Annotated in this window: 15 protein-coding genes; 12 read left to right on the plus strand and 3 right to left on the minus strand. The window is 56.9% G+C overall.

The window, feature by feature from the left end; all coding sequences use genetic code 11:
• Positions 1-290 precede the first annotated feature (290 nt).
• From flhB to ACWWD9_RS10220, 9 genes are all read left to right on the plus strand, one after another.
• Positions 291-1,445: a flagellar biosynthesis protein FlhB gene (flhB, locus tag ACWWD9_RS10180; protein ID WP_455866960.1), complete on the plus strand. Its 1,155-nt coding sequence runs from the start codon at positions 291-293 to the stop codon at positions 1,443-1,445.
• Positions 1,445-3,526, plus strand: a complete 2,082-nt coding sequence (gene flhA, locus ACWWD9_RS10185) for a flagellar biosynthesis protein FlhA (protein ID WP_015829604.1) — start codon at positions 1,445-1,447, stop codon at positions 3,524-3,526. Before flhB ends, flhA begins: the two co-directional genes overlap by 1 nt.
• Positions 3,523-4,878 (plus strand): flagellar biosynthesis protein FlhF, encoded by a 1,356-nt coding sequence (gene flhF, locus ACWWD9_RS10190; RefSeq protein ID WP_455866961.1) that lies wholly within the window; start codon positions 3,523-3,525, stop codon positions 4,876-4,878. Before flhA ends, flhF begins: the two co-directional genes overlap by 4 nt.
• On the plus strand, positions 4,871-5,698 hold the full coding sequence (locus tag ACWWD9_RS10195) for a MinD/ParA family ATP-binding protein (RefSeq protein WP_013441631.1): 828 nt from the start codon (positions 4,871-4,873) through the stop codon (positions 5,696-5,698). Before flhF ends, ACWWD9_RS10195 begins: the two co-directional genes overlap by 8 nt.
• A gap of 188 nt (positions 5,699-5,886) precedes the next feature.
• A complete protein-coding gene (locus ACWWD9_RS10200; protein WP_013441630.1) occupies positions 5,887-6,621 on the plus strand; it encodes an RNA polymerase sigma factor FliA in 735 nt (244 codons plus the stop codon).
• Entirely contained in the window at positions 6,603-7,343 is a 741-nt protein-coding gene (locus ACWWD9_RS10205) for a flagellar motor protein (protein WP_013441629.1), read from the plus strand. The genes ACWWD9_RS10200 and ACWWD9_RS10205 overlap by 19 nt, the downstream gene beginning before the upstream one ends.
• 15 nt (positions 7,344-7,358) lie before the next feature.
• Positions 7,359-8,300 carry a flagellar motor protein MotD gene (motD, locus tag ACWWD9_RS10210; protein ID WP_455866962.1) on the plus strand — a complete coding sequence of 314 codons (942 nt, stop codon included), beginning with the start codon at positions 7,359-7,361 and terminating at the stop codon, positions 8,298-8,300.
• Between the two features lie 82 nt (positions 8,301-8,382).
• Positions 8,383-9,408 carry a Gfo/Idh/MocA family protein gene (locus tag ACWWD9_RS10215; RefSeq protein ID WP_015829601.1) on the plus strand — a complete coding sequence of 342 codons (1,026 nt, stop codon included), beginning with the start codon at positions 8,383-8,385 and terminating at the stop codon, positions 9,406-9,408.
• A 15-nt stretch (positions 9,409-9,423) separates the two neighbouring features.
• Positions 9,424-9,942: an MgtC/SapB family protein gene (locus ACWWD9_RS10220; protein WP_015829600.1), complete on the plus strand. Its 519-nt coding sequence runs from the start codon at positions 9,424-9,426 to the stop codon at positions 9,940-9,942.
• Between the two features lie 96 nt (positions 9,943-10,038).
• On the opposite strand, the gene ACWWD9_RS10225 is transcribed toward ACWWD9_RS10220, so the two are convergent.
• The 3 genes from ACWWD9_RS10225 to flgA form a co-directional block, all read right to left on the minus strand.
• Complete coding sequence (locus tag ACWWD9_RS10225) at positions 10,039-10,497, minus strand: flagella synthesis protein FlgN (protein WP_013441615.1); 459 nt, start codon at positions 10,495-10,497, stop codon at positions 10,039-10,041.
• A gap of 7 nt (positions 10,498-10,504) precedes the next feature.
• Positions 10,505-10,816 carry a flagellar biosynthesis anti-sigma factor FlgM gene (gene flgM, locus ACWWD9_RS10230; protein ID WP_455866963.1) on the minus strand — a complete coding sequence of 104 codons (312 nt, stop codon included), beginning with the start codon at positions 10,814-10,816 and terminating at the stop codon, positions 10,505-10,507.
• Positions 10,817-10,960: 144 nt separating this feature from the next.
• Positions 10,961-11,689 carry a flagellar basal body P-ring formation chaperone FlgA gene (flgA, locus tag ACWWD9_RS10235; protein WP_013441612.1) on the minus strand — a complete coding sequence of 243 codons (729 nt, stop codon included), beginning with the start codon at positions 11,687-11,689 and terminating at the stop codon, positions 10,961-10,963.
• A gap of 237 nt (positions 11,690-11,926) precedes the next feature.
• Here flgA and flgB point away from each other — a divergent pair, with 237 nt between their 5' ends.
• The 3 genes from flgB to ACWWD9_RS10250 are packed head-to-tail and all read left to right on the plus strand — an operon-like array spanning position 11,927 to position 13,462.
• Positions 11,927-12,355, plus strand: coding sequence for a flagellar basal body rod protein FlgB (gene flgB / locus ACWWD9_RS10240; RefSeq protein WP_013441611.1), 429 nt, complete (start codon positions 11,927-11,929; stop codon positions 12,353-12,355).
• 25 nt (positions 12,356-12,380) lie between these two features.
• Positions 12,381-12,785 carry a flagellar basal body rod protein FlgC gene (gene flgC / locus ACWWD9_RS10245; protein ID WP_013441610.1) on the plus strand — a complete coding sequence of 135 codons (405 nt, stop codon included), beginning with the start codon at positions 12,381-12,383 and terminating at the stop codon, positions 12,783-12,785.
• Between the two features lie 20 nt (positions 12,786-12,805).
• The gene (locus ACWWD9_RS10250) at positions 12,806-13,462 is read left to right on the plus strand and encodes a flagellar hook assembly protein FlgD (RefSeq protein ID WP_455866964.1); all 657 of its coding nucleotides are present in this window, start codon (positions 12,806-12,808) and stop codon (positions 13,460-13,462) included.
• Positions 13,463-13,469: the final 7 nt, after the last annotated feature.

The following is a 13,469-nucleotide window of genomic DNA, read 5'->3' on the forward strand; positions in this document are numbered from 1 at the left end:
GCATTAATCCGTATCACACAAATGGTCTATCGGCTGGCTTTAGGAAAACTTTAGGATTTTTTTAAATTATTTTTAATAAAATTAATATGTATTTGTTTTATATATATTTTTATTTTCAATTTTTTTAAAAATCTGTACTGAATCTTCTCAAGCCCACCATCGCCATTGGAATTAAGCATGGGTTTACCCCTTTTATTCATGGAATGCTCCATGGGGTCAGCCACTGATAATGTGCTCCATGTCAGCGGGACCGCACATCCCCATCACACACACGGCACACAGGACACGAAATGGCTGAAGACAGCGATTTAGAAAAGACAGAACCGGCGACGCCCAAGCGCCTCGAAAAGGCGCGCGAGGAAGGTAATGTCCCCCGCTCACGCGAGTTCGTGACCTGTGCAATGTTATTGGCTGGTGGCATGGGCATTGCCATGATGAGTTCGCAGTTTGGTGATGCGCTCAAGCACACCGTGGGCGGCAGCCTGCATTTTGAGCGCGCCCTGGCCTACGACAGCAATCTGCTGCTCATGAAAATTTCCGACTCTATATATAGTCTGCTAATCACCTTTGCTCCGCTGGCAGGTTTGCTGTTCATCATGGCGATTGCCGCCCCTACCCTGATTGGTGGCTGGAACGTCAGCAATCAGGCCTTTGTGCCCAAATTCAACCGCCTGAACCCCGTCAGTGGTTTGGGCAATATGGTCTCCAAAAATGCCCTGGTGGAACTGCTCAAGGCCGTAGGCAAAACCATACTGGTGGGCTCGGTGGCGTATGTCGTGGTGGCACATGATGTAGACACCATCCTCTCGCTTGCCCTGTTGCCCTTGCACACCAGCATCGCCGAAGTGGAAGACATGCTGCTGAAAAGCTTCTTTTTCATTGTGGGCGCCCTGGTGCTGATCGCCGCGATTGATGTGCCCTACCAGCTCACCACCTATGCCAATAACCTGAAGATGACCAAGGAAGAGGTCAAGCAGGAATCCAAGGAATCCGAAGGCAACCCGCAGATCAAGGCACGTATCCGTCAGCAACAGCGTGAGATTGCCCGCCGCCGCATGATGTCGGAAATCCCCAAGGCGGATGTCGTCATCACCAACCCGACCCACTACGCCGTGGCTATCCAATATAAGGAGTTGGGCATGCGTGCCCCGGTGGTGATTGCCAAGGGCGCCGATGCAGTGGCCCTGAAGATTCGTGAAGTGGCCGCCGAACACAAGATCATGACGCTGGAATCCCCCAAGCTGGCACGGGCGCTTTATGCCCACACCGAGCTGGGCGATGAAATTCCTCAGGCACTGTATTCCGCTGTGGCTGAGATCATCGCTTATGTGTTCCAGATGCGCGCCTTCAACAAACATGGCGGCTTCCGCCCTGAAACACCGACTCAACTGGATGTGCCGGATGCACTGGATCCCCATCACAAGCTGACTGAGGTAACAGCCTGATGAACAACTTTGCCCTCAAGGATATCCTGAGTCATCTGGGCGGCCGTACCATCGCCGCCCCACTGCTGATCGTCATGTTGCTGGCGATGATGATTCTGCCATTGCCTGCCATCGCGCTGGATGTGCTGTTCAGCTTCAACATCGCCCTGTCCATCATGGTGCTGATGATAGGCCTGCAAACATCCAAGCCACTGGACTTCATCGCCTTCCCGACCGTGCTGCTGGTTAGCACCATGCTGCGCTTGTCATTGAACGTGGCTTCCACCCGCGTGGTGCTGACCGAGGGGCATGCCGGTCCGGATGCAGCCGGTAAAGTGATCGAAGCCTTCGGCCACTTTCTTATTGGCGGTAACTACACCGTGGGTATCGTGGTGTTCGTGATCCTGACCATCATCAACTTTACCGTGGTGACCAAGGGTGCTGGCCGGATTGCCGAAGTGGGCGCCCGGTTTACCCTGGACGCCATGCCCGGCAAGCAGATGGCGATTGATGCCGACCTGAATGCCGGCCTGATCGGTGAAGATGAAGCCCGCCGCCGCCGTTCCGAGATCGGTCAGGAAGCCGAGTTCTACGGCGCCATGGACGGTGCCAGCAAATATGTACGGGGCGATGCCGTCGCTGGCATCCTGGTCACGGTCATCAATATCGTCGGCGGCCTGATCGTCGGCATGGTGCAGCACGACATGGCCTTCGCCGATGCCATCAAGAATTACACCCTGCTGGCGATTGGTGACGGTCTGGTCGCGCAGATTCCTTCGCTGGTGATTTCTGTGGCGGCCGGTGTGGTGGTATCCCGCGTCGCCAATACGGAAGACGTCGGCACACAACTGGTGACCCAGCTGTTCTCCAACCCCAAGGTCATTTATGTCACCGCCGCCATTATCGGCAGCATGGGCGCCATTCCTGGCATGCCACACTTTGCATTCCTCACGCTGGGTGCCTTGCTTGCCGGTCTGGCCTATTTCGTGGCCGAGAAAAAGAAGACCGCAGAAGACCCTGTGGTGGCACCGCCACCTGTTCCTACCGGCGAGCCTGAAGAGGCTAGCTGGAATGATGTGCTCCCGGTCGATGTCATCGGGCTGGAAGTGGGTTATCGCCTGATTCCGCTGGTCGACAAAGCGCAGGGTGGCGATCTCTTGAAGCGCATCAAAGGCCTGCGCAAGAAATTCGCCCAGGAAGTCGGCTTCCTCGCCCCTACCGTGCACATTCGCGACAACCTGGAACTGCGTCCTTCCGGCTATCGCATCACCCTGAAAGGTGTAGAGGTCGGCAGCGGCGAATCCAACCATGGTCAGTTTCTGGCGATCAACCCAGGCATGGTCAGTGGCACCCTGCCTGGCACCGCCACCACCGACCCGGCCTTTGGCCTGCCCGCCATCTGGGTGGAATCCGCAGTGCGTGATCAGGCCCAGGCCATGGGCTATACCGTAGTGGATGCCAGCACCGTGGTGGCTACCCACCTGAACCACATCATCACCACCAATGCCGCTGACTTGCTGGGCCGCCAGGAAGTCCAGCAGCTGCTGGACCATATTGGCAAGGATTCGCCAAAGCTGGTCGAAGACCTGGTGCCCAAGCAATTGCCATTGTCCGTGGTGCAGAAGGTATTGCAGAACCTGCTGAGCGAAGGCGTGCACATCCGCGATATGCGCACCATCGTCGAAACATTGTCCGAATATGCCTCACGCACACAAGACCCAAGCGAGCTGACTACCTTTGTCCGCGTGCAGCTGGGCCGCGCCATCGTGCAGCAGCTGTTCCCGAATGGCAACGAAGTCTCCGTCATGGCGCTGGATAACCAGCTGGAACGCCTGTTGATGCAAGCCTTGAGCAGCAGCAATGCAGGCGGTGCTGCCATTGAGCCTGGCCTGGCTGAAACCCTGTCCAAACAGGCCGAAGCCGCTACCCGCAAGCAGGAGCAACTGGGCATGACGCCTGTGCTGCTGGTACCGGGTCCGTTGCGCTCTGCCCTGTCGAAATTCCTGCGCCGTGCTATTCCGCATCTTCGTGTGCTGTCGCATGAAGAGCTTCCTGATTCAAAAACTATCCGTGTCACTAGCCTTATTGGAGGTCAAGCATGAACATCAAACGCTTTTTCGCATCGAGTTCCCGCGAAGCATTAGCCATGGTCCGTAAAAGCCTGGGTGAGGATGCCGTTATCCTGTCTAACCGTGCGGTCAACGGCGGTAACGAGATCCTGGCCTTCAAGGAAGAAGACATGGCCTCCTTCATGTCCGATGATACCCCGGTGCAAAGCAGCAAGCGCCGTGCAGCGCCTGCCATGGAGCCCCTGCCAGCTGCGCAGGCCCGCCCCGCAGCACGCCAGGCACGTCCTCCTGTGCGTCAGGCTGCACCCGAAGCCGAACCTTATCGCGCCGTGCGTACCGAGCCTGCACCTACCACCACGGCACGCCCCAAGGTCACCACCACGCCAGCGCAAGCAGCCGCGCCACAGTCCAACAAGCAGATCAATGACATGCTGAACGAGATCCGCAATATGCGCAGCGTGATCGAATCGCAACTGGTGGAAATCTCCTGGGGCAATATCCAGCACCGTGACCCGGTCAAATCCAACACACTGAACATGCTGCTGTCCGCAGGCTTCAGTGCTGCGCTGTCGCGCCAGATTGCCGAAAACATGCCAGATCATCGCACCAGCGCCGAAGCCAACACCTGGGTGCAATCGATTCTGGAAAAGAACCTGCAGGCCATCCCCAATGAAGATGAAATCCTCAATCGCGGTGGCGTGTTTGCGCTGATCGGGCCAACCGGTGTCGGCAAGACCACCACCACCGCCAAGCTGGCCGCACGTTTTGTCATGAAGCATGGCCCTGGCAAGCTGGGCCTGATCACGACCGATGCCTACCGGATTGGCGGTCATGAGCAATTGCGCATCTACGGCAAGATTCTGGGCGTGATGGTGCATGCGGTGAAAGACGAAGCCGACCTGAAAATTGCGCTGGAAGAACTCAAGGGCAAGCACACCATCCTGATCGACACCGTGGGCGTCAGCCAGAAAGACCGCATGGTGGCCGAGCAGATCGCCATGCTGTCCAGCACCCGCCAGCCGATCAAGAAGCTGTTGTGCCTCAACGCCACCAACACCGGCGAAACACTGACCGATGTGGTGCGTGCTTACAAGGTCAAGCAGCTGGATGGCTGCATCATCACCAAGCTGGACGAAGCCGCCACCATCGGCAGCGCGCTGGATGTTATCATCCGCGAAAAACTGCGCCTGTATTACGTGGCCAATGGTCAGCGCGTGCCGGAAGACCTGCATGTGGCCAACAAAAAACTGCTGATCCATCGCGCTTTCCGCGCTGGTGCGCAGAACACGTCATCCTTCCAGTTCAAGCATAACGAGCTGCCATTCCTGATGGGCAATACCTCGCCAGTCGCCACCAAGCTGAGCATGGGAGCCGATCATGTCTAGTTTCCGCGAAGATCAAGCCGCCGGTCTGCGGCGCATCATGTCCGGCCCCCGGCCCCGTATCGTGTCGGTGTTATCCGCCATGCCGGGCAATGCCCAGGCCAGACTGATCAAGAATCTCGGTGCCTCGATTCAGGATGATGGCAACAATGTCATCATCGTGCACGCCACCGCCAATACGGGTGATGCCCTGACCCATTACAAGCTGGGCAATACCCCCAGCCTGCTGGAAGTTGCCAATCAGCGCGTGCCTTTGAACAAGGCGATCAAGTTTTCCGAGCAGGGTTATCGCATCAGCCGTCTCTTGCCCAAGCAGGGCAGCATGCAGTTCCAGCAGGCAGAAGGCCTGCAGCTGGACCGTATCTTCGGCAAGCTGGCGCAGGAATATGACATCGTGTTGGTCGATACTGTTTTAAATAATAACGCTCTGCCATTACAATCGCTCAACGATGGCGAAATTGTGATTCAACTCACGCGCGATCCGGAGTCGATCAAGCAGGCCTACATCCTCATCAAGCAGGTATGCAGTCAGCTGGGGCGACGTTCTTTCGGTATTGTGGTGAGCAACGCCAGCCAGGCCCAGGCCATGCTGGTGTTTGAGAACATTGCCCAGGTAGCACGCCGCTTCATGCAGATAGACCTGGAGTTCATGGGGGCGATCCCGGCGGATGAGCACCTGAGCCGGGCAGAAAAACTGGGGCGCGTGGTCATTGATGCATTTCCAATGGCACAAGCCTCGGCTGCCTTCAAGGCACTGGCGCGCAAGCTGGACTACCGGCAGGCGATACTGGCAGAAATTCAGCGCACTTCGATCACGCTGTAAGGCCAGGCCACAATACGCAGGGCAAGACAATGCCGTAGCCTCGGCTCAGGCACGGTTGCACATATCGGATTGATATGCGCAACCGCAGGCGGGCTGGCGCTCGCGCGGCACGGGTGTAGAATGTCGGCAAGCAATGCTTGTGATCCATCTCACACTATTAAACGACAAGGTGCCCAAGCAAGGAAAGTATGTATACGGCCACGGGAAAACCCAATCAGAAAGATAGCCTGCTGCACCAGCATGCCACGCTGGTGAAGAAGCTGGCCTATCAGCTGAAGGCGAAGCTGCCGCCCAGCGTGGAGCTGGACGACCTGGTGCAGGCCGGCATGATGGGCCTGCTGGATGCGATCAATCGTTATGAAGATACGCATGGCGCCCAGTTTGAAACCTACGCAGCCCAGCGCATACGCGGCGCCATGATAGATGAGCTGCGCAATGCCGACTGGCTGCCACGCAGCATCCGCAAGAACATGCGCGATGTGGAAGGTGCCATCAACCAGCTGGAACAAGTGCTGGGGCGGCCACCGACCGAAGGCGAAGTCGCCAAGCAACTCAAGATGTCGCTGGATGATTACTACGACATGCTGGGCGAATGCAGCGGCCACCAGTTGCTCTACTACGAAGATTTTCATGAATCCGAAGGCGGCGACCACTTTCTGGACCGCTTTCTGCAGGATGACTCAGGCAACCCGATCAAAGGCCTGCTCGACAGCAATTTCCGGGAAACCCTGATTGAGGCAATTGAAAACCTGCCCGAGCGCGAACAGATTTTAATGGGTCTGTATTACGAACAAGAACTTAACCTCAAAGAAATTGGCGCTGTGATGAATGTCTCCGAATCACGGGTCTGCCAGTTGCATAGTCAAGCCATTGCTCGATTACGCGCTTACATGAAAGAGCAATTATGGACTGGGGCAGCCTAGGCGGCATCTTACTCGCCATTTTCGGCATTCTGTTGGGGCAAGCCATTGAAGGCGGCAAGGTTGCTTCGCTGATTCAGCCTGCGGCTTTCCTGATTGTGGTTTTTGGCACTTTTGGTGCCGTCCTGCTGCAAAGCAAACCGGCCAATTTCAAGCTGGGTATCATGCTGCTGCGCTGGATTGTGCAGCCACCGGTGGATGACAGAAAAGAACTCAGCCGCCGCATCATAGGCTGGAGCCACACCGCCCGCCGTGATGGCCTGCTCAAGCTCGAAGCCCAGCTGTATAACGAAACCGACCCCTTCATCAAAAAAGGCCTGCGCCTGCTGATCGACGGCATCGCCGCTGACAAGATCCGCGAAATCTGCGCCATTGATATCTACTATTACGAAAGCCAGTACCGCAGTGCCGCCAAAATCTGGGATTCCGCCGGCGGCTACGCGCCTACCATTGGCATTCTGGGGGCGGTGCTGGGCCTGATTCATGTGATGGAAAACCTGTCCGACCCCAGCCGTCTGGGCAGTGGCATTGCGGTGGCATTCGTCGCCACGATCTATGGCGTGGGCCTCGCCAATATTGTGTTCCTGCCCATAGGCAGCAAGCTCAAGGCTTACGTATTGCAAGAGGCCAGCCGGCGCGAAATGCTCATGAATGCCTGGGTCTCCATCGCGCAAGGCGACCATACGCGCGTGGTGGAAGAGCGCCTCAACAGCTACATGCGCTGATACGGAACCCTATCCATGCGCAGAAGACAGGTAGAGGAAGACGAGGACAACAAGGAACGCTGGATGGTGTCCTATGCCGACTTCATCACCCTGCTGTTTGCGTTTTTTGTGGTGATGTACGCGATCTCCTCGGTAAATCAGGGCAAGTACGAGCAGCTGACATCGTCTCTGGGCACCGCTTTCACCGGCGAAAACACGCCCCAACTCAACAACCCGCCCGATGGCAACAACGAGCATGCCAATATCAAGGGCCTGTATGGGCAGCCATCCTTCATCCGTCCGCTGGAACTCGCCCGCCGCAACGACAAACAACGCCGTGAACGCGAAGCCATGACCGCCATGGCGAACAATCTCGCCAATCACCTGGCCCCCATGGTGCTGGAAGGCAAGATCAAGGTCATGCAGAACAACCGCGGCGTGCGGGTGGATATCCACGACAGCCTGCTGTTTGCGCCCGGTGCCTCCGAACTGCAACCCATTGCCAGCGGTCCGCTCAACGAGATCGCGCAGGCACTGAAAGCCAATAATCATGCGATTCAGGTGGAAGGCCACACCGACAATGTGCCCATCCATAACGACAAGTTTTACTCCAACTGGGAGCTATCCGCCATGCGCGCCAGCAGCGTGGTACGCATGCTGCAGGATAGCGGCCTGGATGAGAAACGCCTGAGCGCCGTGGGCTTTGGCGCCTCGCAACCGCTGGAGGACAACAGCACGCCACTGGGCCGGGCGCGCAACCGTCGCGTTTCCATCATGATTCTTTACGACTCGCTGATGCCCAATCAGACCGATGTTTCCGAGATTACCCCCGACAAAACGACGGTCATCCGGCCAACAGCGCCACCCGCACCCGAGGCAAGCAATGCCCAGGAAGCCACCGCTACGCCGGCAGCGGCACCAGCACCGGCGTCAGCCAAACCGCCAGCTGCAGCCAGCAGCAAACCCGCCGCCAACTAGCCCCCCGCTCACGGCTCAGCTAGCCGCAGCCCCCGAATTCTGCCATCATTCAACGCTTCACTTATCACCATAAGGCCTGTACATGAGCTCAAGTTCTCGCCTGCGCTGGGGCATTCTGGGTGCTGCCAGAGTCAATGAACGCCTGTTGCCTGCCATCGTGGCGGCGCCCAATGCCGAACTGGTTGCGATTGCCAGCCGCCGTCCCGATGCCGCGGCCGAAACCCTGAAAAAATACGCGCCCGGCACGCCCGGTGTCTCGCTTTACCATAATCTGGAAGCACTGCTGCAGGATGAGCGTGTGGAAGCCGTCTACCTGCCCATGGCCAATGACGAGCACGCCGAATGGGCGCTGAAGGCACTGGCCGCAGGCAAGCATGTGCTGATCGAAAAGCCCATGGCACTCAAGGTAGAGGACATCAACGCCATTGAAGCCGCTGCCCAGGCAAACAACCTCAAGGTGATGGAAGGCTTCATGTATCGCTTTCACCCGCAGCATCAGCGCGTGCAAGAGATTGTGGCCTCGGGGGTATTGGGCGATATCCGCTATGCGCACGCCAGCTTTTCATTCCTGATGCGCCCTGCCCGGCTTTATCGCCTGGCAAAAGACACCGCCAATGGCGGCGGTGCCATGTGGGATGTGGGCCCTTATGCCATCCATACCCTGCGCCACTGCTTTGGCAGCGAGCCCCTCGCCGTCTCGGCCATGGCCAAATACGCTGAAAGCGGCGCCGATATTTCTGCCAGCGGCATCCTGGATTTTGGCGATGGCAAACGCGGGCATTTTGATGTGAGTTTTGAATGCAGTCGGCAGTCCGAATACCGTATTGTCGGCAACAAAGGCTCGCTGATCTGCCATACCGTGTGGCAACTGCCAGGCACCAGCGATGTGCCATTAATCAGCTGGTGGACCGATGACGGGCAAAAACACGTCGAAACCTACGCGCCCAGCAACCATTTCAATCTGGAAATCGCCCATTTCAGCGACTGTGTACTCAACGATAAAACCCCGTTGCTGAGCCTGCAGGATGCCAGGGCCAATTGCCGCGCCATCGTCGCGACGCTGGAAGCCGCCGCCAGCGGGCGTAGCGTCAGCCTGGCTAGCAAGTAAGACGAGGGAAACCGGATGGATAGCCTGCTGCACGAAGTCATGAACACCATCATGGCCGAGTTTTCCGACCTGCCCAACGGGGCCGAGGTCACGCGCGTGGTTCTGCGTCTGGGCATCGCCGCGATGCTGGGCGGGCTTTTGGGCTATGAGCGTGAATTCCGCGGCAAGGCCGCCGGCATGCGCACGCACATGCTGGTAGCGCTGGGCGCAGCGATGTTTGTGCTGGTGCCAATACAGGCCGGACTCACCGACGCTGAAATCAGCCGCGTGGTGCAAGGGGTGATTGCGGGTGTGGGTTTCCTGTGCGCAGGCACCATCATCAAACATGGGCACGATGGTGAAGTGCATGGCCTCACCACCGCCGCGGGCTTGTGGATGACGGCCGCCATCGGCGTTGCCGCTGGTCTGGGCCGCGAATCCACCGCCATTCTGAGCGCCATTCTGGCGTATGCCATCCTGCATATCGTGCCCAAGCTTGCCCACCAGTATCACCAGGCGCAAGAAGGCAGCAAGCAAGACACCGAAGGGCAGTAAACCAGGCGGATCAGCATCCGCAGGCAAAAAAAAACCGCCCATCGGGGCGGCGGGGCGTTAACTACACTTAACGCCTCTGGAGGAACTGGAAGTTCGCTAGGCCTGTAATCCACTCCGCAGATAACTTTGCGTCGTGGCCTGGCCGTTGGCACCATACATCTGGCCAGGTGAGTGATGCGCATGCAGCGCATTGAGAAACTGTTCATTACGACTGAAGTGCTTGTTGATCAGCACGCCATTCACACGGTTCATTTCCTGGGCTTGCACCAGCATTTTGTGAAACTGCATCCACGATTGCTGCACAGCCACGGTTTTCTGGGCCACCAGCCAATCTGCCATGCCTTTTTCGCTGCCTTCGAAGCCCAGTTTCACCAGGGCGTCGTGACGCTTTTGTACCGTGCTGCCAAGCTCGCTGAGCAGATGCGCCTTCTCATCAAGAATCTGCTCGATCTCGTCCATATTGGCTCTCACCAGGCTGGCTTGTTCACGGGATAATAAAACGATCAATTGATTGACCAGTTGGCTATCCTGCTCGAACGAGATGCTTGTGCTCATGGTTATCTCACGATTTGGCTGAAGTTAATAAATCCTTAACGGTTTCAATCAGGCCATCGGCAACCTTGCCGGAATCGACCTGGAATTGGCCGTTGGTAATCGCCGTCTTGATGGCGTCTACCTTATCTGTGTCATATACCGTTTGCGTCGCAATCCGTGCTTCCAGGGATTGCAATTGCGAGGACAGTGGGGAAAGCGTGACGCTTTCGGTGGCGGTTGCGCCACCCACTGCCGGTGCCGGTGTTTTCTTTGCGGTGCCGGATTCGATCTTCTCGGTCACCAACCCAGTGGTTTTCTGGATGGAGTCATTGATCTTCATGGTTTTTCCTCATGCATGAATGTGTGTGCACCTTGCCTTCTATAAGGCTCATATCGGCAGGGTTTTCTTAAACTTTAACACCGATCGGCAAGTTTGAAACGGCTCTTGCCAGGCTTTACATTCATTCGACGCAAAAACACATGCTTAAAAACTGACTTCAATTTTTCCACCATTGCGGGCAATCCCGCTTACTACCTGCCCATTGGCGACCTTGACCCTCACCAGCTGGCCATCGGTAGCATTATTGAGCGCGTGGCCTTCGGCGCTGATACTGAAGCCCTTGCCTCGCGTAATCAGCGTGACCGTTTGGCCCTGCTGTACGACAGGTGACGCTTTCAGCATCTCCTGGCGCAGCACGGTACCGGCATTCATGGAAATATTAACGATGCGGCCAATGGCTTGTTCGGGATCGGTAAAGATACCGGGAGGCAGCTGGGCGAGATCGCCACTTTCAAACAGCAGGTCACCGCTATCCACCACACGGCCCTGAGCCAGCGGCGCGGCCGCCACCAGATACTGCCCCACCACATTCACTGTGGCCTGCATGTAGATGGTCCAGGCAGGCGCATTGCAGCGCACACCGACATTGGTCTTGCCCCAGGCACGGCTGCCCTGCGGCATGAACACTTCCAGCGCCGGGCATTTGGCGAGCTTGAGATTATTGTCTATGGCACCGGCAGTGACGGTGACACGACCGGGATAACCGGCGGTCTGCACGGTCAGGAATTCTTCGACCTTCTTGCGGATGGAGGTCAGGTTCTGCGTCTGGTCAGTATTCGGCATCGCTTCAGCATGGGAAAGCGCACTGCCAGCCAGGAGCAATATTCCTGTGCAGAATGCCAAAAATTGCTTTACGATAGAATGACTTGCCATGATGCGTTCCTCGACTGCGGAGAAAGATACAGCCTGCATTCTACGTAGCCGGGACAAAAGTAAATGGTGGAAAAAGACGACATTTCCCCCTTTACTCCTCTGATTGAAGTTGACTGTCGCGCTCTACACTCGCCCTCATCATAGATAACGGCTGCACTAAGTTAAAACTTGAGCCAGGTAAAAAAACCTGAGCTGGGTGAAAACTTTAAGCCGGATCGAAACAGGAGGTCAGTACACATGAACAGACTAGATGCAGCACTGGCATTTCAGCAGTCCGCTCTTCGCGTGCGTGCGCAAAGGCAGGAGCTTATTGCCGCCAATATCGCGAATGCCGATACCCCGAACTACAAGGCGCGCGACATCAATTTCAATGATGCGCTCAATAATGCCCTGAGCGGTAACGACACCCCCGGCTCTGGCCTCGACGTCAGCAAGACATCCAGCGCCCACCTCAGTGGCGACCCTACCAGTGTCGACTATGTACCGACCGGCAAGCCGGGCGAGCCCATGTTCCGCCCCCTGATCCAGGGTAGCGTGGATGGCAATACCGTCGACATGGATGTGGAGCGCAACCAGTTTACCGACAATGCCATCCGTTACGAAGCCAGCCTCAACATGATCAACGGCCAGATCAAGAAGCTGCTGTCGGCGATTCAGGGCCAATAGCCGGATTATATAAAGGAGCACCATCATGTCTCTGTTCAATGTATTCAATGTGTCCGGCTCAGCCATGAGCGCCCAGTCGCAGCGGCTTAATGCCGTCGCCAGCAATCTGGCCAACGCCGATAGCGCCACCAGTGCCAATGGTCAGCCGTACAAGGCCAAGCAGGTGGTGTTCAGCGCCACCCCCACCAACAACGCCGCTGTCAGCGGCGTCAAGGTGCAACAGGTGATTGAAGACCCGTCTCCACCCAAGGTGGTGTACGACCCCAAGCACCCGGCAGCCAATGCGCAAGGCTATGTCACCATGCCCAATGTGAATGTGACCGAAGAGATGGTCAACATGATCTCGGCCTCGCGTGCCTACCAGAATAACGTGGAAACCATGAATGCCGCCAAGACCATGTTGTTGAAAACACTGACCATCGGACAATAATTTCCTTTAAGGATCACGCCATGACCACCATTTCAAATGACCTGCTGACTACGATGAACACGCGCAAATCCAGCTCGGGTTCCAGCGCTTCCGATGTGCAGGACCGTTTCATGACCCTGCTCATCACCCAGATGAAAAGCCAGGACCCGCTCAACCCGATGGACAACGCGCAGGTGACCAGCCAGCTGGCCCAGCTTTCCACGGTTACCGGTATCGACAAGCTGAACACCACCATGGAATCCATGATCAGCAACGTGCAGTCCAGCCAGACCTATCAGGCATCCAACATGATCGGCCGTTATGTGCTGACCAAGGGCGACAGCCTGACGCTGTCCGAGAGCAAATCCTACCTGGGCATCAACCTGCCGGTGGGCGCAGACAAGGTCACCGTCACCATCAAGGATTCTGCTGGCAATCAGGTGCGTCAACTGACCCTGGGCAAGCAGGAAGCCGGCGTATTGCCACTGAGCTGGGACGGTTACAAGGATGACGGTTCCAAGGCAGCAGACGGCAATTACAAGTTCGAAGTCGCCGCCACCACCGCCAATACCAGCGTCACCGCCACGCCGTTGTCGTATGATCAGGTCATGAGCGTATCCAACAGCAGCAGTGGCATCAAACTCAACCTGGGCAAACTCGACTCCATCGGTATTGATGATGTCGTGGAAGTCTTTTAGTCAATGC

Source organism: Methylovorus sp. SPW-M1 (assembly GCF_053848825.1).